At 65.5% G+C, this 25,184-nt stretch carries 19 protein-coding genes and 1 pseudogene; 15 read left to right on the top strand and 5 right to left on the bottom strand.

Annotated elements, in window-relative coordinates:
• Nucleotides 1-24 precede the first annotated feature (24 nt).
• Nucleotides 25-1,626, top strand: a complete 1,602-nt coding sequence (gene purH, locus CMV14_RS13505; protein ID WP_066963420.1) for a bifunctional phosphoribosylaminoimidazolecarboxamide formyltransferase/IMP cyclohydrolase — start codon at nt 25-27, stop codon at nt 1,624-1,626.
• Between the two features lie 56 nt (nt 1,627-1,682).
• Nucleotides 1,683-3,350 carry an MFS transporter gene (locus CMV14_RS13500; protein WP_066963425.1) on the top strand — a complete coding sequence of 556 codons (1,668 nt, stop codon included), beginning with the start codon at nt 1,683-1,685 and terminating at the stop codon, nt 3,348-3,350.
• A 4-nt stretch (nt 3,351-3,354) separates the two neighbouring features.
• On the opposite strand, the gene CMV14_RS13495 is transcribed toward CMV14_RS13500, so the two are convergent.
• From CMV14_RS13495 to CMV14_RS13485, 3 genes are all read right to left on the bottom strand, one after another.
• Entirely contained in the window at nt 3,355-4,863 is a 1,509-nt protein-coding gene (locus CMV14_RS13495) for a lipopolysaccharide biosynthesis protein (RefSeq protein ID WP_066963429.1), read from the bottom strand.
• Nucleotides 4,860-7,649, bottom strand: a complete 2,790-nt coding sequence (gene polA, locus CMV14_RS13490; protein ID WP_066963432.1) for a DNA polymerase I — start codon at nt 7,647-7,649, stop codon at nt 4,860-4,862. Before polA ends, CMV14_RS13495 begins: the two co-directional genes overlap by 4 nt.
• Nucleotides 7,650-7,735: 86 nt before the next feature.
• Complete coding sequence (locus tag CMV14_RS13485) at nt 7,736-9,526, bottom strand: cation:proton antiporter domain-containing protein (protein ID WP_066963436.1); 1,791 nt, start codon at nt 9,524-9,526, stop codon at nt 7,736-7,738.
• A gap of 121 nt (nt 9,527-9,647) precedes the next feature.
• Between CMV14_RS13485 and ybaL the strand changes: the two genes are divergently transcribed.
• Entirely contained in the window at nt 9,648-11,270 is a 1,623-nt protein-coding gene (ybaL, locus tag CMV14_RS13480) for a YbaL family putative K(+) efflux transporter (RefSeq protein ID WP_066963444.1), read from the top strand.
• Between the two features lie 117 nt (nt 11,271-11,387).
• Here ybaL and CMV14_RS13475 read toward each other — a convergent pair whose 3' ends face one another.
• On the bottom strand, nt 11,388-12,608 hold the full coding sequence (locus CMV14_RS13475; RefSeq protein ID WP_066963453.1) for an NADP-dependent isocitrate dehydrogenase: 1,221 nt from the start codon (nt 12,606-12,608) through the stop codon (nt 11,388-11,390).
• A 175-nt stretch (nt 12,609-12,783) separates the two neighbouring features.
• Between CMV14_RS13475 and CMV14_RS13470 the strand changes: the two genes are divergently transcribed.
• Nucleotides 12,784-13,518 carry a phosphatidylserine decarboxylase gene (locus CMV14_RS13470; RefSeq protein ID WP_066963457.1) on the top strand — a complete coding sequence of 245 codons (735 nt, stop codon included), beginning with the start codon at nt 12,784-12,786 and terminating at the stop codon, nt 13,516-13,518.
• 19 nt (nt 13,519-13,537) lie between these two features.
• Nucleotides 13,538-14,332, top strand: coding sequence for a CDP-alcohol phosphatidyltransferase family protein (locus CMV14_RS13465; RefSeq protein WP_066963555.1), 795 nt, complete (start codon nt 13,538-13,540; stop codon nt 14,330-14,332).
• Here CMV14_RS13465 and CMV14_RS13460 read toward each other — a convergent pair.
• Entirely contained in the window at nt 14,274-14,498 is a 225-nt protein-coding gene (locus CMV14_RS13460; protein ID WP_096367747.1) for a hypothetical protein, read from the bottom strand. The two genes, CMV14_RS13465 and CMV14_RS13460, sit on opposite strands and share 59 nt — an antisense overlap.
• 227 nt (nt 14,499-14,725) lie before the next feature.
• On the opposite strand from CMV14_RS13460, the gene rpsB reads away from it, so the two are divergent.
• The 10 genes and pseudogenes from rpsB (at nt 14,726) to CMV14_RS13410 (ending at nt 25,184) form a co-directional block, all read left to right on the top strand.
• Nucleotides 14,726-15,481, top strand: coding sequence for a 30S ribosomal protein S2 (gene rpsB, locus CMV14_RS13455; protein ID WP_066963463.1), 756 nt, complete (start codon nt 14,726-14,728; stop codon nt 15,479-15,481).
• A gap of 108 nt (nt 15,482-15,589) precedes the next feature.
• Entirely contained in the window at nt 15,590-16,513 is a 924-nt protein-coding gene (gene tsf, locus CMV14_RS13450; protein ID WP_066963466.1) for a translation elongation factor Ts, read from the top strand.
• Nucleotides 16,514-16,646: 133 nt separating this feature from the next.
• Nucleotides 16,647-17,360 carry a UMP kinase gene (pyrH, locus tag CMV14_RS13445; RefSeq protein ID WP_066963471.1) on the top strand — a complete coding sequence of 238 codons (714 nt, stop codon included), beginning with the start codon at nt 16,647-16,649 and terminating at the stop codon, nt 17,358-17,360.
• Nucleotides 17,361-17,375: 15 nt separating this feature from the next.
• Nucleotides 17,376-17,933, top strand: coding sequence for a ribosome recycling factor (frr, locus tag CMV14_RS13440; protein ID WP_066963474.1), 558 nt, complete (start codon nt 17,376-17,378; stop codon nt 17,931-17,933).
• The gene (locus tag CMV14_RS13435) at nt 17,930-18,676 is read left to right on the top strand and encodes an isoprenyl transferase (protein WP_066963476.1); all 747 of its coding nucleotides are present in this window, start codon (nt 17,930-17,932) and stop codon (nt 18,674-18,676) included. The genes frr and CMV14_RS13435 overlap by 4 nt, the downstream gene beginning before the upstream one ends.
• Nucleotides 18,627-19,484, top strand: coding sequence for a phosphatidate cytidylyltransferase (locus CMV14_RS13430; protein ID WP_408014329.1), 858 nt, complete (start codon nt 18,627-18,629; stop codon nt 19,482-19,484). The genes CMV14_RS13435 and CMV14_RS13430 overlap by 50 nt, the downstream gene beginning before the upstream one ends.
• Entirely contained in the window at nt 19,481-20,644 is a 1,164-nt protein-coding gene (locus tag CMV14_RS13425; protein ID WP_066963481.1) for a 1-deoxy-D-xylulose-5-phosphate reductoisomerase, read from the top strand. The genes CMV14_RS13430 and CMV14_RS13425 overlap by 4 nt, the downstream gene beginning before the upstream one ends.
• Nucleotides 20,641-21,774: an RIP metalloprotease RseP gene (rseP, locus tag CMV14_RS13420; RefSeq protein WP_066963484.1), complete on the top strand. Its 1,134-nt coding sequence runs from the start codon at nt 20,641-20,643 to the stop codon at nt 21,772-21,774. The genes CMV14_RS13425 and rseP overlap by 4 nt, the downstream gene beginning before the upstream one ends.
• A 31-nt stretch (nt 21,775-21,805) precedes the next feature.
• Nucleotides 21,806-24,561: pseudogene (gene bamA, locus CMV14_RS13415) on the top strand (outer membrane protein assembly factor BamA).
• Nucleotides 24,561-25,184 carry an OmpH family outer membrane protein gene (locus CMV14_RS13410; RefSeq protein WP_066963489.1) on the top strand — a complete coding sequence of 208 codons (624 nt, stop codon included), beginning with the start codon at nt 24,561-24,563 and terminating at the stop codon, nt 25,182-25,184. Before bamA ends, CMV14_RS13410 begins: the two are co-directional and overlap by 1 nt.

The following is a 25,184-nucleotide window of genomic DNA, read 5'->3' as shown; positions in this document are numbered from 1 at the left end:
CGCCTCCCGCTACAGGACAGCCCCATGAAGACGCCGACCACTCCCGCTCCGGACAAGGTGACGATCAAGCGCGCGCTGCTATCGGTCTCCGACAAGAGCGGGCTGGTGGAACTGGGGCAGGCACTGGCAGGCTGGGGCGTCGAACTGGTGTCGACCGGCGGAACCGCCAAGGCTCTTCGCGAGGCAGGCCTCGAGGTGAAGGACGTTTCCGACATCACCGGCTTTCCGGAAATGATGGACGGTCGCGTCAAGACGCTTCACCCGATGGTCCATGGCGGCCTCCTCAGCGTGCGCGACGATCCCGAGCATGCGAAGGCGATGACTGATCACGGCATCGGCGCGATCGACCTCGTCGTCGTCAATCTCTATCCGTTCGCCCAGACGGTCGCCAAGGGCGCCGGCCGCGACGAGATCATCGAGAATATCGATATCGGCGGCCCGTCGATGGTCCGTTCGGCGGCGAAGAACCATGGCTATGTGACGATCGCAACCGATCCGGCCGACTATGCCGAGATCATCGCCAGCGGCGGCAGCACTTCTCTCGAAACGCGCAAGCGCTTCGCCGCGAAGGCATTCGCCGCCACAGCCACTTATGATGCGATGATCTCCTCCTGGTTTGCGTTCGGCGATCAGCAGCAATTATTCCCCGAGGCGCTGTCGGTGCCGCTGCGCAAGGCCGAGGGGCTGCGCTACGGCGAGAACCCGCACCAGCAGGCGGCGCTCTATGTGCCGGCCGGGCCGGCGGCGCGCGGCATTGCCCAGGCCACCCAGATCCAGGGTAAGGAGCTGAGCTACAACAATTATAACGACGCCGATGCGGCGCTGGAACTGGTCAGCGAATTCCGCGACGGCCCGCCCACCGTTGTCATCGTCAAGCATGCCAATCCCTGCGGCGTCGCGACCGCCGACACCTTGATAGAGGCCTATGAAGCCGCGCTCGCCTGCGACAGCGTTTCGGCCTTCGGCGGGATCATCGCGGTCAACCGACCGCTGGACGGGAAGACCGCGGAAGCGATCAGCGGCATCTTCACTGAGGTCGTCGCCGCGCCCGATGCCGATGACGATGCCAAGGCGGTTTTCGCCAGGAAGAAGAATCTCCGCCTGCTGCTGACCGGCGAACTGCCGGATCCGGCGCGTGGCGGGCTGATGATGAAGACGATTGCCGGGGGGATGTTGGTCCAGTCGCGCGATAATGGCCGGATCGGGGAGGCCGACCTCAAGGTCGTGACGAAGCGGGCACCCACCGATCAGGAGCTGAAGGACTGCCTGTTCGCCTGGACGGTGGCCAAGCATGTCAAATCCAACGCGATCGTCTATGCGAAGGGCGGCGCGACCGCAGGTGTCGGCGCTGGCCAGATGAACCGGCTCGAATCCGCCAGGATCGCGGCCTGGAAGGCGAAGGATGCCGCCGGGAAGGCAGGCTGGGCCGAGCCGCGTACCATCGGTTCGGCGGTCGCTTCGGATGCCTTCTTCCCCTTTGCGGATGGCCTGCTGGCGGCTGTCGAGGCGGGCGCGACCGCGGTGATCCAGCCCGGCGGCTCGATCCGCGACGCAGAGGTAATCGCGGCGGCCGACGAGGCGGGGCTGGCCATGGTCTTCACGAACATGCGCCATTTCCGGCATTGATCGCCAGGCGTTCTCGCGCGTTGATCGACTAGTTTTTGATGGGAGACCAGGCTGACATGGCCGATGGGGGCGGCGAAGTGGAAGAACGGATCGGGCCATTCACGCCGCTGCGCAATGGCCTGTTCCGTCGCATCTGGACGGCCAGCCTCTTTTCCAATTTCGGGCAGCTGATCCAGGGCGTCGGCGCTGCCTGGGCGATGACCCAGCTTACCGGACGTGCCGACATGGTGGCGCTGGTGCAGACCGCAACCTTCGCGCCGCTCATGCTCTTCTCGCTGTTCGCGGGGGCGGTGGCCGACAGCTATGACCGCCGCAAGATCGCGCTCGTTGCATTGTCGATCGCTTTCCTGGGCGCGCTCGCCATCAGCCTGATCACGCTGATGGGCTGGCTCACCCCCGCGTGGATTCTGGTCTCCTGCTTCGTGGTCGGAACCGGCATGGCCCTGTTCGGCCCGGCCTGGCAGAGTTCGGTGGGTGAGCAGGTGCCGGCACGCGAACTGCCGCAGGCCATCGCGCTCAACTCGATCAGCTACAATATCGCGCGCAGTTTCGGCCCGGCCATCGGCGGCGTGCTGGTCGCCGCGGCCGGGGTGCTGGCCGCGTTCATGTTCAACGCGCTCGCCTATGTGCCGCTGATCGTCGTGATGATCTTCTGGCGCCGGCGGCCGGAAACTTCGCGACTTCCTCCAGAGGCCCTGGGCCGGGCGATCATCTCCGGCACGCGCTACGTCATCCATTCGCCGCCGATCCGCGCGGTGCTCGTACGGACCACCACGATCGCCCTGGCCGGCGTAGCGGTGTCCGCGCTGATGCCGCTGGTGGCGCATGACATGCTGGGGGGGAACGCCTCGCTCTACGGCCTGCTGCTCGGCTGCTTCGGGGGTGGCGCGGTGATCGGCGCGCTGTCGCTGTCCGCCATCAAGGAACGCGCGTCGGACGAACGGGCCGTGGCCCTGAGCTGCGTGCTGGTCGGGCTATGCACGGTCGGTATCGGGCTGAGCCATACGACCTTGCTGACCTGCCTGCTACTGGTCGGCGCCGGGGCCGGCTGGATGACCGCGATGGCGCTGTGCAACATCAACATCCAGATGTCCTCGCCACGCTGGGTGACCGGCCGGGCGCTTGCGGCCTGCGTGACCTCCGTCTGCGGCGGGACGGCGATCGGCAGCTGGGTATGGGGTCAGGTCGCCGCAGTGCAGGGCACCGGCTTCGCGCTGGTCGCCTCGGGCGTTGCCGTCATCCTGACGATCGCGGCGGGGATATGGTGGCGGATGCCGGCCATCGAGGAACAGCGCGATCGCGACGAGCCGCTGACCGAGCCGCAGACCAACCTCGATCTCAACGGACGCAGCGGGCCGATCGCCGTTTCGATAGAGTATCGCGTGCCGCTCGATCAGGCGCGTGCCTTCTACACCGCGATGCTCCCGCTGGAGCAGATTCGCCATCGGACCGGGGGCTATAACTGGTCCCTGGCGCGCGATGTCGGCGACCCCGAACTGTGGACCGAGCGCTATCATACCCCGACCTGGCACGATTATCTGCGCCAGCGCAGCCGCCTGACCGTCGCCGATCTGGAGGCCTGGCAAAAGGCGATCGATTTCCATGTCGGCGATGCGCCCATCTCTGTGCGGCGCAAGCTCGAACGGCCCTATGGCTCGGTCCGCTGGCGCGAGGATGTGCCCGATCGCGGCGTCATCATGCCGTTGCCGCAACAGGGCGGCTGATCGATCAGCCTTCGCGGAAGCGGAACAGCATCCGGTCTTCGCTGGTGAAGCCGAAGCGCCACACGACCAGGCCGAAGACCAGTAATATTGCGGGGATACCGAGCGACAACTCGGCCCATTCGGGCAGCTTGGTCGCGAAATAGCCGATCGCCGCCGCCGCCGCCGCCGCCCAGATCAGCGGCCAGCGCCAGCCGGACACCGGTGCTCCGAGCAGCCTGGACAGCAGCCGCGCCTTCATGATCGACGCGATGCCGAGCGCCGTCGCCAGCGCGATCGCCGGACCCGCCGCCTGCCAGATCGGCGGCAGGCCGAATTCGTCGCGCAGGATCAGCACGAAGGTGAAGCTCAGGATGATCTGGATGCCGATCATGGCCAGCGATATCCAGAGGTTGAGGTGGCGGGCGACATAGATCAGCGCGGCTTCCGACACGGCGGCGGTGGCGGCCACCACCTCCGCCACCAGCAGGAAGGCGAGGGCGGCGGTGCCAGCGACGAAATTGGGGCCGACCAGGCCCATCACCCCTTCGCCGGGAATGCCCAGAGCGAGGCCAACCGCAGCCTGCGCGGCGATGATCCAGAAGCCGACCTGACGAACCTGCCTGGCCACGGCGACGCGGTTTCCCGCCTCGAGATTGCGGGTGATGACCGGGCCCAGAATCGGATCGAAGCTGGTCTTCAGCTTCTGGGGCAGGGACGCGACCTGCTGGGCGACATAATAGATGCCCACGATCGCGGGCGAGAAGAACAGGCCCAGTATCGCGATGTCGAGGCGACGCGAACCCCATTCGATCGCGTCGGCGGCGGCTAGCGGCACGTTGCGCCGGGTCAGGTGAAACAGGGCTGCAGGATGGGGCCGCCAGCCGCGCGGCCATCCGAAGCTCTTCATCAGCGGCCAGACCGAGGCGACCAGCGCCGCCCCCATCGAGATGACGTAGGAGATGATCAATCCGTCACGCAGCGAGTAGAAGGAGAGCGCGAAGGCGGCGATGCTGATCGTCCAGGGCTCGATGATCGAGCGTGCCCGCACCGTGGCACCGATATCGAGCCGATAGGCCAGCGCCGCGAGCGCGATATCCGACCAGACGAGCGCGAAAATGGTCAGAGGCAGCAGCCATTCGAGTCCGTTGATGCCGCTGTTCGGAAACATGATCTGTGGGAACATGCCCAGTATCACAGCCGCCGCCGCCGAGGCGATCGCGCCTACCAGAAGGGCATCCCATACCACATGAACATGCGGGCGATCGGTACCCGAAAGCTGTTCGGCAAGGCCGCGCTTGAGGCCCAGCGTGGCAAGGGTCGCCACGAACTCGACGATGATCACCGCATAGGCAAAGCGCCCCAGCGCCTCGGCCCCGTAGATGCGGCCGGCGATGAACAGGAAGGGAATGCGCGCAGCAAGGCGAAGCACGAAGCCGAAAAAACTCGTCCGCCCGCCCTTGGCGAGCGCCTTGATGTCGTCGCCCTCCCTGAGTGCCTGCGAGCCGGCAGGAGCGCTTTCGGGAACTGGGGTCAATGCGCCGCGCCCCAGCTAGGCCCGGTGCCGATCTCCACGCCCAGCGGCACGGACAGCTCGACGATCGGCTCGGCGGCCCCGGCCATCACGCTGCGGATCACCTCGGACGCCGCATCGACCTGCCCGGGATCCAGCTCGAACACGAGTTCGTCATGGACCTGCAGCAGCATCCGCACGTCGCCCAGGCCCGCGGCCGCCAGCGCCGGGTTCATCCGCACCATGGCGCGCTTGATGATGTCGGCCGAGGTGCCCTGGATCGGCGCATTGATCGCCTGGCGCTCGGCGGACTGGCGCTCGCCCTGCTTGGCGCTCTTGATCCACGGGAGGTGGGTCTTGCGGCCGAACAGGGTGGTGGTGAAGCCGGTGCTGCGGACCTGATCGAGGGTGGCGGCGATATAGTGGTTGATGCCGGGAAAGCGCGCGAAATAGCGATTGATCATGTCCTGCGCCTCGGCGCGCGAGACTTCCAGGCGGCCCGAGAGGCCGAAGGCCGAGATGCCGTAGAGGATCGAGAAGTTGATCGTCTTGGCGCGGGCGCGGGTATCACGGGTCACCTCGCCGAACACCTCCTGCGCGGTCAGCGCGTGGATGTCGTCGCCACGCGCGAAAGCGTCCTTCAGCGCGGGCACATCGGCCATGTGCGCGGCCAGGCGCAGCTCGATCTGCGAATAGTCGGCCGACAGGATCACCTTGCCCGGCTCGGCGACGAAGGCATCGCGGATGCGGCGGCCATGCTCGGTGCGGATCGGAATATTCTGGAGGTTCGGATCGGTCGACGAAAGCCGTCCGGTCTGCGCCACCGCCATCGAGAAGCAGGTGTGGACGCGGCCGGTGGCGGGGTTGATCTCGCCCTGAAGCGAGTCGGTATAGGTCGACTTCAGCTTGGTGATCTGGCGCCAGTCGAGCACCAGCCGCGCAATGGCGACGCCCTCGCCGGCGAGTCGTTCCATTTCGGTCACGTCGGTCGAATAGACGCCTGTCTTGCCTTTGCGGCCGCCCTTCAGGCCCATCTTGTCGAACAGGATATCACCGAGTTGCTTGGGGCTGCCGACGGTGAAGGGCCCGCCCGCCTCGGCATGGATCAGCGCTTCGAGGCGCGCCGCTTCGCCTGCGAATTCGGCCGACAGCCGGGCAAGCTCCTCGCGGTCGACCTTGATTCCGGCCATTTCCATGTCGGCCAGCACTGGCACCAGCGGCCGGTCGACCAGCTCATAGACCCGCGTCGCCGCTTCGCTGGCGAGCCGGCCCTTCAATCGCTGCCACAGCCGCAGGGTGACGTCGGCATCCTCGGCGGCATATTCGGTCGCAACGTCGAGCGTCACCTTGTCGAAGCTGATCTGGCTTTTGCCGGTGCCGCACACCGTCTTGAACTCGATGCAGGCGTGATCGAGGTGGCGCTTGGCCAGCTCATCCATGCCATGTCCGCCGAGGCCGGCATCGAGGTCATAGGAGAGCAGCATCGTGTCGTCATAGGGCGCAACCCTGATGCCGCCGTTCCGCTCGAACACGACCATATCATATTTGATGTTCTGGCCGATCTTGAGGATGTCGGGCGCTTCAAGCAGGGGCTTGAGCTTGGCGATCGCCACCGCCATCGGAATCTGCGTCGGCGTTTCCGACAGCAGCCCGTCACCGACATGCGCGAGCGGGATATAGCAGGCCTTGCCCGGCGCCGTTGCAAGGCTGACGCCGACCAGCCGGGCGCGCACCGGATCCTTCGAATCGGTTTCGGTGTCGACCGCGATCCGGCCGCAGGCGAAACCCTCGGCGATCCAGCGGTCGAGCGCGGCTTCGTCGACGACGGTCTCGTAATCCTTGTGGTTGAACGGCACCTGCTCGACGACCGGAGCCGGTTTCTCCTCGGCGCCGGGCGCCAGGGCGAGCATGGTCGGCCCGCCGCCGGGCAGCGTGGCCGGGCCGTCGCCCTGGATTTTCGATAGCAGCGACTTGAAGCCCATATCCTCAAGGAAGGCGCGCAACGGCTCGGGCGGCAGGCCCTTCAGCTCCAGCCCGTCCAGGGGCTCAGGCAGCGGCGAATCGCATTTGAGCCGGACCAGCTCGCGCGACAGCCGCGCATTGTCGGCATGGTCGATCAGCGACTGCTTGAGCTTGGGCTTCTTGATCTGGTCTGTACTGGCGAGCACGGTCTCCAGGTTGCCATAGGTCCGGATCAGCTCGCTCGCGGTCTTGGGGCCGACCCCGGGAACGCCCGGCACATTGTCAACGCTGTCGCCCATGAGCGCGAGCACATCGCCCAGCGCTTCGGGTTCTACCCCGAATTTCTCCAGGACATGCTCACGGCCGAGGCGGCGGTTGTTCATCGTATCGAGCAGGTCGAGGCCCGGGCGGATCAACTGCATCAGGTCCTTGTCCGACGAGACGATCGTGACCTGCCAGCCCGCCGCCAGCGCGGCTTCCGAATAGCAGGCGATGATGTCGTCGGCTTCCAGCCCGAGTTCCTCGATGCAGGGAACGGAAAAGGCGCGGACCGCGTCGCGGATCAGCGGAAACTGCGGAACCAGGTCCTCGGGCGGCGGCGGACGGTGAGCCTTGTACTGGTCGTACATCTCGTTGCGGAACGTCTTCGACGAGGCATCGAGAATCACCGCGAGGTGAGTCGGTCCATCGGATTGGTGCAGCTCGTTTATCAGCTTCCACAACATGGTGGTGAAGCCGAACACGGCCCCGGCCGGGGTTCCGTGGCGATTGGTGAGCGGCGGCAGGCGATGATAGGCGCGGAAGATATAGCCGGAACCATCGACCAGATAGAGATGCTTGGATGACATGGGGCGGGTGGATAGCAGGCGCCGGGGCGGTGGGGAACCGGCGACGCACGGCCCATCGCCTCCTGGTCGACGCGGCTCGGCGGGGATCAGTCGTCGGCAATCTCGGGGCGGGCGTCCCGCAGCCGCCACCGGCCGAATCCGGGCTCGCGCTCGATTTCACCCATTTCCATGATCTTGGCGCGCAACTCGGCGCGCTTCTCGTGGATCGAGGCGATCACCGGCCCCATCGCCACGCCGAGATCGACCAGCACCGCTTCCGATAGCTGGAGCGACGACTCCAGTGTCTCGGGGACCGCATCGGTGGCGCCGGCGCGGTAGAGCTCGGCGGCGTGGTTGGGATCGCGGGCGCGGGCGACGATCGTCAGTTCGGGATAACGATCGCGGGCATAGCGGGTGATGCGGACGACCTGCACCGGATCGTCCATGGTCAGGATCAGTGCGCTCGCCCTGCTGAGGTCGAGGTGATCGATCATTCCGGGCCGGGCGATGTCACCGAACATGATCTGATATCCCCGCCGCCGCGCGTGGAGGACGGTATCGATATCGGCATCCACCGCGATATAGGGCCGGTCGTGCGCGTCCATCATCTGCGCGACGAGGCGACCGACCCGGCCGAAGCCGGCGATGATGGCGCGATGGCTGACATTTTCCGACAGGTTCGGGTCGGATGCGCTTTCCCGCTCATCGACCTTGCGGGCGATATCGTGGCCGATCTTGGCGAGGATCGGCGTGATCGTGAGGCCGATCGCGGTGACCATCTGCCAGAAGGCCGCCGTGTCCGGATTGATCAAGCGAGCCTGTGCGGCCGTGGCCAGCACGATCAGGGTGGTCTCCGAGGGCGACGACATCAGCAGCCCGGTTTCGGCCGCCACCGCGCGCTTGGCTCCCCAGAAACGCATCAGCCCTGCGGTGATCAGGGCCTTGGCCAGCACCACGGCGACGACCGCGAGCGCCACTTCATCCCAATGATCCAGGATCTTCAGGGGATCGACCGACATTCCCACGGTGATCAGGAAGATGCCGAGCGCGAGGCCCTTGAACGGCGCAATCACAAGATCGACTTCGGCGTGATAATCGGTTTCGGCGATCAACAGGCCCGCGACCAGCGCACCGACGATCGGCGAGAGGCCGACCGCCGTGGTGGCGATGCTCGACAGTATGACGACGAGCAGACTGGCGGAGAGGAACAATTCCGGATTTTTCGCGCGCGCCGCCTGGGCGAAGAGGCGCGGCAGCACGAAGCGTCCGCCGATCATCATCACCGCGATCATCGCTATGCCGAAGCCCAGCGTCTGGAACAGGCCATCCCACCCGTCGCTGTCGCCATAGGGGGCCATCACGCCCAGCATGAAGACGATCGGCACCAACGCCAGATCCTCCAGCAGCAGGATGCCGAAGGCGCGCTTGCCGATCGCCCCGCTGGTGCCCACCATCGGCAGGACGAGGGCGGTGGAGGAAAGGGCCAGTGCGAGGCCGAGGCCCAGCGAGCCGGTGGGCGTTTCCCCGAACAGCCAGAGGCCGATGCCGATCGCCAGCGCGGCGAGGAGCAGCTTGGACGTGCCCAGCCCAAACACCGTCCGCCGCATTCCCCAGAGCCGCCTGAAGCTCAGTTCCAGCCCGATCGAGAAGAGCAGCAGCACTATGCCGAACTCGGCGAAGGGTTCGATCGAATGTGGGTTGCTGATCGTTATATAATATAACCAGGGGACGTCATCGATCAGCCGGCCCAGCCCGGCCGGGCCGACGAGCATGCCGACCAGGATGAAACCGATGACGGGGGTGATCCTGAAACGCGTGAAGGCCGGGATGACGAGGCCGGCCGCCCCAAGAATGACGAGCGAATCGCTAAAGGCCGCGGAATGAATGGGGAGCGCCATCCGTCAATCATTGCGGAAGCGAACCATGAAAACCACCCGCTTCACGAAAAATCCTTTCCTCTCCGGAGGATTGCCCTCATCTCTGCCGATCTACGGCAACAGCATCGGGAGAACAGGCCGCGTGCCTCACGCGACACCGCTTATTGCCACCATCGTCGCGGGCCTGACGCTCGCTTTCCTTTTCGGTGCCCTCGCACACCGGCTGCGGCTGCCGCCGTTGGTCGGCTATTTGATGGCCGGCGTCGCTGTCGGCCCTTTCACCCCCGGCTATGTCGCCGACCAGCATCTCGCCGATCAGCTGGCGGAACTGGGCGTCATCCTGTTGATGTTCGGCGTCGGCCTGCATTTCTCGGTGCGCGATCTGATGGCGGTACGCCGGATCGCCATCCCCGGGGCGATCGTCCAGATCGCGGTCGCGGTGCTGATGGGCATGGGGCTGGCGGCATTGCTGGGCTGGAGCCTGGCCGGCGGCTTCGTCTTCGGCCTGGCCCTGTCGGTGGCCAGTACGGTCGTGCTGCTGCGGGCGCTGCAGGAGCGCAAGATCCTCGATACCGAGCGCGGCAAGATCGCGGTTGGGTGGCTGATCGTAGAAGATCTGGCGATGGTGCTGGCGCTGGTGCTGTTGCCGGCCCTGGCGCAGGGTGAGGGCGGCGGCCCGGCGCTCGGCACGGTTCTGGCGCTGACCGTAGGCAAGGTCGTCGCCTTCGTCGCCTTCATGCTGATCGTCGGGCGGCGGTTTATCCCCTGGCTCCTCCACGTCGTCGTCCACACCGGCTCACGGGAGCTGTTCCGCCTGTCGGTTCTGGCGATCGCGCTGGGCGTGGCCTTCGGCGCGGCGATGCTGTTCGGCGTGTCCTTCGCGCTCGGGGCTTTCTTCGCCGGCATGATCCTGGCGGAATCGCCGCTCAGCCAGCGCGCCGCCCATGAGACGCTGCCGCTGCGGGACGCCTTCGCGGTGCTGTTCTTCGTGTCGGTCGGCATGCTGTTCAACCCGCATGTCGTCACCGAGGCTCCGCTTCCCGTGCTGGCGACGGTCGCTATCATCGTGCTGGGCAAATCGGTTGCGGCCTGGTCGATCGTTATCGCCTTCCGCCATTCGGGGAAGACGGCGCTTACGATCGCCGCCAGCCTGGCGCAGATTGGCGAGTTCTCGTTCATCCTCGCGACGATGGGATATGAGCTGAAGCTGTTCCCGGCGATGGGGCGCGATCTCGTCCTCGCCGGCGCGATCATCTCGATCCTGCTGAACCCGCTGCTCTTTTCGATCATCCACCGGCTCGGCCGGAAATATCTTCCCGCCGCCGACGCGGTTACCGAGCATGTTCTGGACCAGCGCAAGGGCCATGTGGTGGTGGTAGGCTATGGACGGGTCGGCTCGCGGGTCGGCGAGAAGCTGCTCGAAGCGGGGGAGCGGGTAACGATCATCGAAACCGAACGCGATGCCGCGGGCTTGCCCGTTCACCCATCCGCCACCGTCCTGGTCGGCAACGCCTGCGAGGCGGAGCAGTTGGAAAAGGCCGGGCTGGAAGAGGCGCGGCTGATCTGCGTGGCGATCCCGGAGGGCTTCGAGGCGGGCAGGATCATCGAGCAGGCGCGCAAGGCCAATCCGGCGATCAGGATCGTCGCCCGCGCCCAGGACGAGGCCGAGGTGGACCATTTTGCCAGGATGGGCGCCGATCTGTCGATCATCGGGGAGCGCGAAATCGCCCGTACCATGATCGACGACGCGCTGAAGAAGCGGTGAGACGCAGGAGCGGGGCAGGGAAGCGGCGGCTCCCCATGATCCTGACGGATAAAGAAAAAGGGCGCCGTCCCTTGCAGAACGGCGCCCCTGATCTGATCAGCCCATGGCCGCCTGAAGTTATGCCCAGGCCGCCATCTTCGCTTCGAGGTTGACGCGAATCTGCTCGAAGAACTGCTCGGTGGTCATCCAGGGCTGGTCCGGCCCGATCAGGATCGCGAGATCCTTGGTCATGCCGCCCTTCTCGACGGTCTCGATGCAGACACGCTCCAGCGTCTCGGCGAACTTGACCACGTCCGGCGTGCCGTCAAACTTGCCGCGGAACTGCAGGCCCTGCGTCCAGGCGAAGATCGAGGCGATCGGGTTGGTCGAGGTCTGCTTGCCCTGCTGGTGCATGCGGTAGTGGCGGGTGACGGTACCGTGCGCCGCCTCGGCCTCGATCGTCTTGCCGTCCGGCGACATCAGCACCGAGGTCATCAGGCCGAGCGAACCGAAGCCCTGCGCGACGGTGTCCGACTGCACGTCGCCGTCGTAATTCTTGCAGGCCCAGACGAACTTGCCGCTCCACTTGAGCGCCGAGGCGACCATGTCGTCGATCAGGCGGTGCTCATAGACGATGTTGCGCGCCTTGAACTGCGGGGCGAACTCGGCGTCGAACACCTCCTGGAACAGATCCTTGAAGCGGCCGTCATAGGCCTTGAGGATGGTGTTCTTGGTCGAGAGATAGAGCGGCCATCCGCGATCGAGCGCATAGTTCATGCTGGCGCGGGCGAAGTCGCGGATCGAATCGTCGAGATTGTACATGCCCATGGCGACGCCGGCCGACGGGAAATCGAACACTTCGAGGTCCAGCGTCTCGCCATTCTCGCCGTCGAAGACGAGGCGCAGCTTGCCGGGGCCGGGGATCCTGGTGTCAGTAGCGCGATACTGGTCGCCGAAGGCATGGCGGCCGACGACGATCGGATCGGTCCAGCCGGGAACAAGCCGGGGGACGTTCTTGATCACGATCGGCTCGCGGAACACCACGCCGCCGAGGATGTTGCGGATCGTGCCGTTGGGCGACTTCCACATCTTCTTGAGCTTGAATTCCTCGACGCGGGCTTCGTCCGGCGTGATCGTGGCGCACTTCACGCCAACGCCGTATTTCTGGATCGCCTTGGCGCTGTCGATGGTGATCTGGTCGTTGGTCTCGTCGCGCTTCTCGACGGACAGGTCGTAATATTCGAGGCCGATGTCGAGATAGGGAAGAATCAGGCGTTCGCGGATCCATTGCCAGATGATCCGGGTCATCTCGTCGCCGTCGAGTTCGACGACCGGGGTCTTCACCTTGATCTTCGCCATGCTTCTCTTCTCCGGGGAGGGAATATCGGGAGGTCCCCTAGGGCACGAAATGGGTGGGATCAACCATCGGGGACCGATATTTTTGGGCATTTCAGCAGGAGATTCTGGCCGGGAAGGGGAACGGATCGGAACGGTGGCGATTGTCAGCCCTGAACCCGGGCCCTACACTGTGCAGATGACATCACTCGATAAGCCTGAAATCGGAACCACTTCGGTGAAATGGCGCTGGCCCAGCGTCCATCCCGAAGGCCGTAAATTCGTCCTGCTCGCGGCGGTCATCTGCCTCGTCTTCGCGCTGCTCGCCTGGGAAACGCTGGCCTGGCCGATGGCTGCCATCACCATCTGGGTGGCTGCCTTCTTCCGCGATCCGATACGGAGCACGCCGACGGGGGAGGGGCTGGTCATCGCACCGGCCGACGGCCTCGTCACCATGATCACCACCGTGCCGCCGCCGCGCGAGATGGCTGGAGAGGATGGCCTTGGCGACGCGCCGATGACCCGTGTGTCGATCTTCATGTCGGTGTTCGACGTCCACATCAACCGCACTCCGATCGCCGGCACGATCAAGCGGGTCGCCTATATCGCCGGCAGCTTCCTCAATGCCGATCTCGACAAGGCGAGCGAGGAGAATGAGCGCCAGCATATCCTGGTCGAAGGCGTGGATGGCACCCGCATCGGTTTCACCCAGATCGCGGGCCTTGTCGCGCGCCGGATCGTGCCCTTCATCAAGCCCGGGGACATCGTCGGCCTTGGCCAGCGTATCGGGCTGATCCGCTTCGGCAGCCGGGTCGATGTCTATCTGCCCGCCGGCACCGGCCACCGCGTGGCGCTCGGCCAGCGGACCATCGCCGGCGAGACGGTGATCGCCAGGCTTGGTGAAAACGACCGGACGATCGGCGCGGCGCAGTGACCATCGGCACCAGATCATGATCCGGCCGCGACGCCAGAATATCCGGCGCGGCATCCCCGCGCGCGCCGTGGCCCCCAATGCGGTTACCGCCCTGGCACTCTGTTCGGGGCTGACCGGCGTGCGCTTCGCCATCGCCGGGGACTGGGAAAGGGCGTTGATCGCCATCGCGATCGCCGGGGTGCTCGACGGGCTCGACGGGCGGATAGCCCGGCTGCTCAAGGGCGAAAGCCGTTTCGGTGCCGAGCTCGATTCGCTGTCCGACGTCATCGCCTTCGGCGTCTCGCCGGCGATCATCATGTTCCTCTGGTCGCTGAACGAGATACCCCGCTTTGGGTGGATCTTCGCGCTTGGCTATGCCGTCTGCGCGGCGCTTCGGCTCGCGCGCTTCAATGCCTCGATCGATACGGCCGAGCATCCCCGCAAGGCAGCAGGCTTCCTGACCGGCGTGCCCGCCCCGCTGGGCGCGGGGCTGATGCTGGTGCCGGTCGCGATCTGGCTATGGAGTGATTTCTGGGCGGTCCGCGATCCCTGGTTCATCTGCGCCTGGGCCGCGATGACCGGCTTCTTGATGATCTCGGACCTGGCGACCTATAGCTGGTCCTCCGTCCATATCTCGCGGGCCTGGCGGCTACCTGCGCTGCTGCTCGTCGCCATGTTCGGCGCCGCTCTGCTCAGCGCGCCCTGGCATACGCTGAGTATCACCATGCTCGCCTATCTGGCGACGATCCCGTTCAGCGTGGCGAGCTATCACCGGATCACGCGGCGGCGCGCATCGGACAACGCGGCGACGGACGGAATTCCGGCGAGCGAATGACCCGCACCCGCCGCTCGCCGGCTGGGTGAAGCGGGGGCAGGGGCTGCGGGACGATGCCGAGCGCGCGCAATATATAAGGCATCTCAGCGCGGACCGTGGCGACGATCGCCGCGATCGAGATCATCATGACAGTCGCGAACAGCGCGAAGGAAAGAAGCTGGAGCATCGTCTGTTTCCCTTGTCGTCCGTCTTGGGCGCCGATGGCATGATTTAAAAAGCGCCTTGAATCTGGTTATGTTCCGCATGTTCCTTATTTGTTCTGCGCTGTCAACCCTTGATTTTGCACGGGCCCTCGCATAATGCGCGCCCATTCCACATGTGGGGCATCCATACCGGTGCCGGGTTTCCCGGTTCCCGCCCCACAGAGGTTCAACCGGGTAAGGAGAAAATCCTATGGCGGCTCCCACCGTCTCCATGCAGGCGTTGCTCGACGCCGGCGCGCATTTCGGCCACCAGACTCACCGCTGGAATCCGAAGATGAAGCCGTATCTCTTCGGGGATCGCAACGGCATCCACATCATCGATCTGTCGCAGACCGTGCCGCTGATGGCGCGCGCGCTCGACTTCATCAGTCAGACCGTCCAGCACGGCGGCAAGGTCCTGTTCGTCGGCACCAAGCGCCAGGCGCAGGAGCCGATCGCCGAGGCCGCGCGCATGTCGGGCCAGCATTTCGTCAACCATCGCTGGCTGGGCGGCATGCTCACCAACTGGAAGACCATCTCGAACTCGATCAAGCGCTTCAAGGCGCTTGAAGAGCAGCTGTCGGGCGACACCCACGGCCTGACCAAGAAGGAAGTCCTCCAGCTCACCCGCGAGCGCGACAAGCTGGAGCTTTCGCTCGGCGGCATCCGCGACATGGGCGGCATCCCGGACGTGATGTTCGTGATCGACGCCAACAAGGAAGAGCTGGCGATCAAGGAAGCCAACACGCTGGGTATCCCGGTCGTCGCAATCCTCGATTCGAACGTCAGCCCCGACGGCATCGCCTTCCCGGTGCCCGCCAATGACGACGCCGCCCGCGCGATCCGCCTTTACTGCGAGTCCGTCGCCGCCGCTGCCACCCGTGGCGAGCAGGGCGGCCGCCAGGCTCGCGGCGAGGATCTCGGCGCGGCCGTCGAGGCTCCCGTCGAGGAAGCCCTGGCCAACTGATCCGATGGCAGGCCGCCATGCGGTCTGCTGTCATCATGATGTGACACGAGCGGGGGTAGGGGCGGTGACGCTCCTTCCCCCGTCCCGTAAGCAAGAAGGAACGAGAATATGGCGGAGATCACCGCTGCTGCCGTGAAGGAACTGCGCGAGAAGTCGGGCGCCGGCATGATGGACTGCAAGAAGGCGCTGACCGAGAATGGTGGCGACATGGAAGCCGCGATCGACTGGCTGCGCACCAAGGGCCTCGCCACCGCCGCAAAGAAGTCGAGCCGCACCGCGGCCGAGGGCCTGGTCGGTGTCGCTGTCCAGGGCACCAGGGGCGCCGCGGTCGAGGTCAACTCGGAGACCGATTTCGTCGCCAAGAACGAGCAGTTCCAGGAATTCGTCCGTTCGGTCACCACGCTGGCGCTCACCGCCGGTGACGACGTCGCCAAGCTGGCCGAGGCCGGCTATCCGGGCGGCGGCACCGTTGCCGAAAAGCTGACCTCGAACATCGCTACCATCGGCGAGAACCAGGCGCTGCGCCGGGCCAAGGTGGTCGAGGTGTCGAAGGGCACCGTCGTCGCTTATGTCCATAACGCCGCCGCGCCGGGTCTGGGCAAGATCGGCGTGCTGGTCGCGCTTGAGGGCGACGCCCCGGTCGCCGAGATGGAGGCCGTCGGCAAGCAGATCGCGATGCACATCGCGGCCGCTTTCCCGCAGGCGCTGACCGAGGATGGCCTCGACCCCGTCGTCGTCGAGCGCGAGCGCGCGATCGCCGCCGAGAAGGCCGCTGAGTCGGGCAAGCCGGCCGAGATCATCGAGAAGATGGTCCAGGGCGCGGTGGCAAAGTTCCGCAAGGAAAACGCGCTGCTCAGCCAGGTCTTCGTGATCGATAACAAGACCCCGATCGCGCAGGTCGTCGCCAACGCCGCCAAGGCGGCCGGCGGGTCGATCACGCTGAAGGATTATGTTCGCTTCCAGCTCGGTGAAGGCATCGAGAAGGAAGTCAGCGACTTCGCGGCCGAGGTCGCGGCCGCCGCTGGCGCCTGATCCAGATCGATATGGGCCCGCCCCTCCGGCTTCCGTGCCGGTGGGGCGGGCCTTTTCTTTTGGGCGCTTGGCAGGCTTGAAACCTGCCCCTAAGGTGCCCGCCCAGCCTGCCTGATTTAGAGTTAAGACACCCATGGAACGCCCGCGCTTCAAACGAATCCTGCTGAAGCTGTCGGGCGAGGTGCTGATGGGGCAGGGCCAGTTCGGTATCGATCCCGAGACGGTGGCGCGCGTCGCGCGCGAGATCGCGGACGTCGCCGCCCAATATGAACTGTGCCTCGTTGTCGGGGGTGGCAACATCTTCCGGGGCCTGGCCGCTGCGGCCAAGGGCTTCGATCGCACCAGCGCCGACTATATGGGAATGCTGGCGACCGTGATGAACGCGCTCGCCGTCCAGAACGCGCTCGAACAGATCGGTGTCGATACCCGCGTCCAGTCGGCCATTCCGATGTCCACGGTGTGCGAGCCCTTCATCCGCAGGCGTGCCGAACGGCACCTGCAGAAGGGCCGGATCGTCATTTTCGCCGCCGGCACCGGCAATCCCTACTTCACCACCGACAGCGCCGCCGCGCTGCGCGCCGCCGAAATGGGTTGCGACGCGCTGTTCAAGGGGACCTCGGTCGACGGCGTCTACAATGCCGATCCGAAGAAGGACCCGACCGCGACCCGCTACGAGACGGTCACCTTCAACCGCGTCCTCGCCGACAACCTCAAGGTGATGGACGCGAGCGCCGTCGCGCTGTGCCGCGACAACGACATTCCGATCGTGGTATTCAACATCCGCGAGCAGGGTAATCTTGCCCATGTGCTTGCCGGATCCGGTACCGCCACGGTCGTGCAGAACTGAGGGGAGAACAGAAATATGCCCGCTTATGACAAGGCCGACCTCGAACGCCGCATGCATGGTGCCGTCGAGGCGCTGAAGAGCGACCTGGTCGGCCTGCGCACCGGCCGTGCGTCGGTCAACCTGCTCGATCCGGTGACGGTCGAGATCTATGGCGCCCATATGCCGCTCAATCAGGCCGCCACCGTGACGGCGCCCGAGCCGCGTATGCTGTCGGTGCAGGTCTGGGACCGCTCGAATGTCGGCCCGGTCGACAAGGCGATCCGTTCGGCCGGCCTGGGCCTCAACCCGATCGTAGACGGCCAGACGCTGCGCATCCCGATCCCCGACCTGACCGAGGAGCGCCGCAAGGAACTCGCCAAGCTCGCCAGCCAATATGCCGAGAAGGCCCGCGTCGCCGCGCGCAATGTCCGCCGTGACGGCATGGACAGCCTCAAGACCGACGAGAAGAAGGGCGAGATCGGCGAGGACGAGCGCAAGCGCCGCGAGACCGAGGTGCAGAAGCTGACCGACAGCACGATCGCGGAGATCGATGCGGCCGCCGCGGCCAAGGAAAAGGAAATCCTCGGCAAGTGAGCGGCCTTTCGGCCAGCCCTGCCTCCAGCCCCGTCACCGGCGGGGGCAATGTCCCGCGCCATGTCGCGATCATCATGGACGGCAACGGCCGCTGGGCGAAGCGCCGCTTCCTGCCGCGCATCGCCGGCCACCGCGCCGGCGCCGAGGCGGTTCGCACCGTGGTGCGGGCAGCGCGCGACATGGGTGTCCAGGCGCTCACGCTCTACGCCTTCTCGTCCGAGAACTGGCGCCGTTCGACCGAAGAGGTTTCGGACCTGATGGGGTTGCTGAAGCTCTATCTGCGCCGCGAGATCCGCGAACTGAACTCGGAGAATGTCCGGCTTCGCACGATCGGCGACCTGAGCGGCCTGGGCAAGGATTTGGTCGCCCTGGCCCAGGAAGGCGTCGAAGCGACCAAAAACAATACCGGGCTCAATTTCGTCCTGGCCCTCAATTACGGCGCGCAGGATGAGATGCTTCGCGCGGTCCGTGACATCGCCAGCCAGGTGGCGGCCGGCACGCTGTCTCCCGCCGATATTGACCATGCCTCGATCGAGACGCGGCTCGATACGCGCGACCTGCCGCCCCTCGACCTGCTGATCCGGACCTCGGGGGAGCGCCGGCTGTCCAATTTCCTGCTCTGGCAGGCGGCCTATGCCGAACTGCTGTTCGTCGACACGCTCTGGCCCGATTTCGACCGCAAGGCGCTGGCCGATGCCCTCTCCGATTATGGCACCCGGGAGCGCCGCTTCGGCGGTCGATAATATGGCCAAGGCTGCGGCCTCCGAACTTCAGATCCGTATCATCTCGGGCATTGCGATGATCGCCGTGGCGCTGGCTGCCGTCTGGGCAGGCGGGGTCTTCTTCTGGGGGCTCTGCGCGCTGCTGGCCGTGCTGATGACCATCGAATGGGCACAGATGGCCCGGGCGAGCCGCTGGCAGGTCGCACTGGCCGTGTTGATCGCCGCCGGCCTGATGCTGAGCGCAATCGACTTCGTCGACCCGGCGAAGCTTGTCGCCTTCCAGGACCGGCTTATTGCGCAGTCGGTCGACCTGATCGGGCTGGGTGCGATATTGCTGGCGGTCATCAGCTTCCGGGCCCGGCTCGGCGCCGGGCTGCTCTATGCGATCCCACCCGCGGTCGCCCTGGTCTTCCTGCGCGAGCAGCCGGGGCAGGGGCTGCTGCTCACCCTCTGGACCCTGGTCATCGTCTGGGCGACCGATATCGGCGCCTATTTTGCCGGCCGGACGATCGGCGGACCCAGGCTCGCGCCGAAGCTCAGCCCGAACAAAACCTGGGCAGGGTTGATCGGCGGCATGGCGTCGGCCGCGATCGCCGGGGCGCTGATCGCGTGGCAGGGCGGCCTGCCCGCCTTCTGCTGGATGGCAGGCGCGCCGCTTGCGGTCGCCGCGCAGATGGGGGACCTGTTCGAAAGCTGGCTCAAGCGCCGGTCTGGGGTCAAGGATAGCGGGACGCTGCTGCCCGGCCATGGCGGCGTACTCGACCGGCTCGACGGGGTGGTGCCGGTCGCGGTGCTGGTTTCCGCCTGTGTGGCGATGGGAGTTATATGACCGCGCGCAGCGTCAGCATTTTCGGAGCGACGGGCTCGATCGGCACATCGACACTCGATCTGATCGAGCGCGAACCCGATCGCTTCCGGGTCAAGGCGCTTTCGGCTCAGCGCGACGTCGCCGGGCTGGCCGATGCCGCCCGGCGGACCCGCGCCGAACTGGCCGTGATCGGCGATCCCGCGCTCTACGCCCCGCTCAAGGAGGCGCTCGCGGGCAGCGGCACCGAAGTTGCGGCCGGGGAGGGCGCGCTGATCGAGGCAGCCGCGCTGGGCACCGACTGGACGATGGCGGCGATCGTCGGCATTGCCGGACTGAAGCCGACCATGGCCGCGCTGGAGGCGGGCGGCACCATCGCGCTGGCCAACAAGGAGTCGCTGGTCTCCGCGGGGGCGCTGATGACCGGGGCCGCCAAGGCCCATGGCGCCACGCTGTTGCCCGTCGATTCCGAACATAACGCCGTCTTTCAATGTTTCGACCACGCCGCGCCGGGATCGATCCGCAAGATCACCCTGACGGCCAGCGGCGGCCCGTTCCGCGGCTGGAGCGTGGAGGCGATGCGCGCCGCCACTCCGGCCCAGGCGGTCAAGCACCCGAACTGGTCGATGGGCGCCAAGATATCGGTGGATTCCGCCACCCTGATGAACAAGGGGCTGGAACTGATCGAAGCCTTCCATCTCTTTCCCCTGCCGGCGGAAGGCTTCGACGCGATTATCCATCCCCAGTCGGTGGTCCATGCGCTGGTCGATTATGTCGACGGATCGGTGTTGGCGCAGCTCGGTACGCCCGATATGCGCACCCCGATCGCCCACAGCCTCGCTTGGCCTGCGCGGATGGCGACGCCTTGTCGGCCGCTCGATCTCGCGGCGGTCGGCCGGCTCGATTTCCTGGCGCCCGATCCCGAGCGTTTCCCCGCACTAGCCCTGGCCCGCGACGTGCTGGCGGCAGGTGGCGCGCGGGCGGCGATCCTCAACGCCGCCAACGAGGTGGCCGTCGCCGCCTTCCTGGAAGGCCGTATCGGCTTTCTCGATATCGCGTTAATCGTGCGCAAAGCCCTGGATCGCTATGATCCGCCGGCTCCGGCCTCGCTCGATGATGTTTTCGCGATCGATGCCGAGGCGCGCAGCACGGCCCGCGCGGCGATGGAGATTATCACAGCGTGACAGATCATCCCGGCATCCTGTTCACGATACTCGCTTTTCTGCTTGTCATCGGGCCGCTAATATTCGTCCACGAACTGGGCCATTATCTGGTCGGCCGCTGGTGCGGGGTGAAGGCCGAGGTCTTCTCGATCGGTTTCGGACGCGAGATCGCCGGCTATACCGATTCGCGCGGGACCCGCTGGAAGCTCGGCTGGGTGCCGATGGGCGGCTATGTGAAATTCGCGGGAGACATGAACCCCGCCAGCCAGCCCACCCCGGAATGGCTGGCGCTGCCGCCAGAGGAGCGCGCGAAAACCTTCCAGGCCAAGTCGGTCTGGCAGCGCTTCCTGATCGTCCTGGCCGGGCCGCTCACCAATTTCCTCGTCGCCATCGGCATCTTCATGGCGTTCTTCGCGGCTTATGGCGCGCCGAAGACGCCCGCTGTCTTCTCGGCGGTGATGGCTGGATCGCCCGCCGCAAGGGCAGGTCTGCAGCCCGGCGACCGGGTCGTCGCGATCGCCGGCCGGCCGGTCGACACCTTCGACGAGATGGCCGACATGATCCGCTTCCGGCCCGAGGAGCGGCTGCAGATCGATATCCGGCGCGGATCGACCGAGAGCAGCGTCTTTGTCGTCCCCGCCGCCAATGTGGAGCGTGATCGCTTCGGCAATGAGTTCCGCAAGGGCACGATCGGCGTGATGTCGGGCCCGCAGGTGATCGAGCCGGTGCCTTTCCACCTGCTTCCGGTCGAGGCGACACGCCAGACGATCGGCATCGTGCGGATGATGGTCGATACGCTCGGCCAGATCATCACCGGCCGCCGTTCGGTCAAGGAACTGGGCGGCCCCATCAAGATCGCCCAGGTCTCGGGCCAGCAGGCGTCGCTGGGCCTGCTCAACTTCGTCATGCTGATGGCGCTCATTTCGATTAATCTCGGATTCATCAACCTCTTGCCAATCCCCATGCTCGATGGCGGCCATCTGGTCTTCTACCTGTTCGAGGGGGTTGCGCGCCGGCCGGTGCCGGAAAGGGCGATGGAATGGGCGTTTCGATCGGGTCTGGCGGTGCTCCTGTCCTTCATGATCTTCGTTACGCTGAACGATATTCTCTCGCTGGGCGCGCTCGAACGGCTTGCCGGGTTGATCGGCTGAGCTTGTTGGGGCAGTGCATGCGCACGCTCCCATGAATGGGACGCAGGGATTCTATGAAGGCGGGGAACGCGTGACGGCGACGACGGCGAACAATCATCGGGCGCGGATATTCTCGGCGCTTCTCGTCGGCACGATGCTTGGGGGGATGGCCCAGCCCCTTTGGGCACAAGCCGCCGCCCCCCAACCCCGGCCCCGGCCCCGGCGGCGCTTCCCGCGCCGGAAGTCCCCGGCGTGGTCAAGTCGGTCAACGTCACCGGCAACGAACGGCTCGAACCCGACACCGTCCGTTCCTATGTGAAGCTGACGCCGGGCGAGTCCTATACCCGCGAGGCGCTCGATCAGGCGCTGAAGGACCTGTACGAGACCGAATTGTTCGCCGATGTGCAGGTGCGCGACGACGGACAGGGCAATATCACCCTGCAGATCCGCGAGAACCCGGTGATCAACCGCATTGTGCTGGAAGGCAACAAGCGGCTGAAATCCGACAAGATCAATCCGGAGATCAAGCTGGCGCCGCGCCAGATCTTCACCCGGTCGAAGGTCCGCGCCGACGTCAACCGGATCATCGAGCTTTACCGCCGCCAGGGCCGCTTTGCCGCTACCGTCGAGCCCAAGATGGTCCAGCTCGATCAGAACCGCGTCGACATCATTTTCGAGATTCATGAGGGCGACAAGTCCAAGGTCCGCAAGATCAACATCATCGGGAACGATAAATTCTCGGACGGCCGCCTGCGCGGCGAGATGGCGACCAAGCAGACCGGCCTCACCAAGATCTTCTCATCGGGCACCAGCTATGATCCCGACCGCATGTCCTACGACCAGCAGAAGATGCGGCAGTTCTACCTTACCAACGGCTATGCCGATTTCCGCGTGGTCTCCGCCGTCGCCGAGCTGACGCCGGACAAGAAGGACTTCATCATCACCTATGTCGTCGAGGAGGGCGAGCGCTACAAATTCGGCGACGTCGACCTCGAAAGCGAAATCCGCGACATCAAGGCCGATGCCTTCAAGGGCATCCTGCCGATGAAGAAGGGTGACTGGTACAACGCCAAGCTCGTCGAAGACACGGTGGATTCGATCACCGAGTCCGTGGGCCTGTTCGGCTTCACCCCCGATGTCCGCCCCGATTTCAATCGCGACAAGGACGATCGCACGATGGGCGTGGTCTTCAAGATCATGCAGAGCCCGCGCGTCTATGTCGAGCGGATCGACATCAACGGCAACACCCACACGAAGGACAAGGTTGTCCGCCGCGAGTTCCGTCTGTCCGAGGGCGACGCCTTCAACAGCTTCAAGGTCAAGCGCTCGCGCGACCGCATCCAGTCGCTGGGCTTCTTCCAGGAGAAGTTCGAAGTCGAGCAGAAGCCCGGCTCGGCCCCCGACCGGACGGTGCTGGAGGCCAATGTCGAGGAGAAGTCGACCGGCGAGCTTCAAGTCTCGGCGGGCTATTCGAGCCTCGAGAAGTTCATCGTCGACCTGTCGATCCGTGAGCGCAACTTCATGGGCAAGGGCCAGGAAGTTCGCGCCGGAGTCAGCTATTCGACCTATTCGAAGTCGGTCGAGCTGGGCTTCACCGAGCCTTATGTGTTCGACAAGAACATCGCGGTCGGCTTCGACATCTTCCGCCGCGACTATAATTCGTTCAATTTCACCGGCGGCAGCGATCGCAACACCACCTATGAGCAGACGACGACCGGCTTCCAGATCCGTGCCGGCGTCCCGCTGACCGAGTTCATCACCATGGCCGTGCGCTACGGCCTGAGCTACGACGATGTTTCGCTCAACAAGTTCACCTTCTTCACCGATACCGACGGCGACGGCATCCGCGACGCCTGCGATCCGCTGGTCGCCGGCCGCTATCTGTGCGACGCGATCGGCAAGCGGCTGACCTCGTCGGTCGGTTATTCGCTGGTGTTCGACAACCTCAACAACCGCATCCGGCCGTCGCGGGGCCAGCGGGCCGTGTTCAGCCAGGATTTCGCCGGGCTGGGCGGCAAGGTCCGCTATATCAAGACCGCGTTCGAGGCGACCAAATATTGGGGCATCGGCAGCGGCTTCATCTTCTCGGCGGGTGTCGAGGGCGGCTATATCAAGGGCCTCGGCCAGCAGATCCGCCTGACCGATCGCTTCTATCTCGGCGAGCCCGAGATGCGCGGTTTCGGCATTCGCGGCGTTGGCCCGCGCGTGATCCGTTCCTTCTACGATACCGCGAACAAGATGTTCTCGACCGAGAACAACCTCACCACCGACGACGCGCTCGGCGGCAATACCTATTACAAGGGCCGCCTGGAGCTGGAGATTCCGCTCGGCAACGGCGCCCGCGAACTCGGCCTCCGTCCGTCGATCTTCATGGATATCGGTGCCGTGTTCGGGGTCAGGAAACCGGCCCTCATCAATCCCGAATCGGCGGGCTATCCCTTCCTGAGGGATGAGAACGGCAATTACCTGCCGGTTTCGCGGCCGATCCTCGATAGCCAGGGCCGCCAGGTTTATCTCGTCACGACCGGCGATTTCGCTGGGCGCAGCACACTGTGCGCGATCGGCTATTCGGAATCCTCCAATAACCCGTGCATGGGCGATTCCCAGAACGACAAGGCCCAGAACACCATCTCCGCCTTCCGCGAGGATTTTGTCGGCGACAGCGCCAAGCCGCGCCTGTCGGTCGGCTTCGGGGTCAACTGGAACTCGCCTTTCGGTCCGTTCCGCATCGACGTAGCCAAGGCCCTTCTCAAGGAGAAGGGCGACAACACCAAGCTCATCACTTTCAACGTAGGGACACAGTTCTGATGAAATCCTTCCTGAAGACGGCCGCGATCGCGGTCGGCGTCGCGATGCTGCCCGCCGCTGCCCATGCCCAGGCCGCCGCGGCAACCGCCGCCGCTCCCGCCGGTATCGCGGTGGTCGATCTCGACGCGGCGATCGGCAATTCGGCCGCCGCCCAGTCGGCCGCGACCCAGATCCAGACCACCTACAAAGCGCAGATCACCGCCGCCCAGACCCGCCAGACCGCGCTTCAGGGCGAGCTGGCCGCCCTGCGTACCGAGCTCGAGACGCTTCAGAAGAACCCGGCCCAGAAGGCCCAGTTCGATGCCAAGGTCGCGATCTTCCAGCAGAAGACCCAGGCTGCCCAGGCCGAGCTTCAGCGCCTGGCGCTGCCGTTCGCGCGCCCGCAGGCCTATGTCCGCGAGCAGATCGAAGCCAAGGCCGAACAGGCGCTGAAGGCAGCGATGACCGCCAAGCGCATCGCGATCGTGCTGCGCCCGGAGGCGACCGTTGCCTTCCAGCCGACCGCCGATCTCACCACCGACATGATCACCCAGCTCAATGCGCTGATCCCGAGCGCCTCGATCACACCGCCGGCGAACTGGCAGCCGGGTCAGGCCGACCAGGCCCAGCCCGCCGGTCGTTGA

The sequence above is a fragment of the Rhizorhabdus dicambivorans genome, assembly GCF_002355275.1.
Taxonomy (GTDB): Bacteria; Pseudomonadota; Alphaproteobacteria; order Sphingomonadales; family Sphingomonadaceae; genus Rhizorhabdus; species Rhizorhabdus dicambivorans.
Note: the sequence above shows the minus strand (reverse complement) of the source record. Positions and strands in the feature narration are given on the sequence as shown.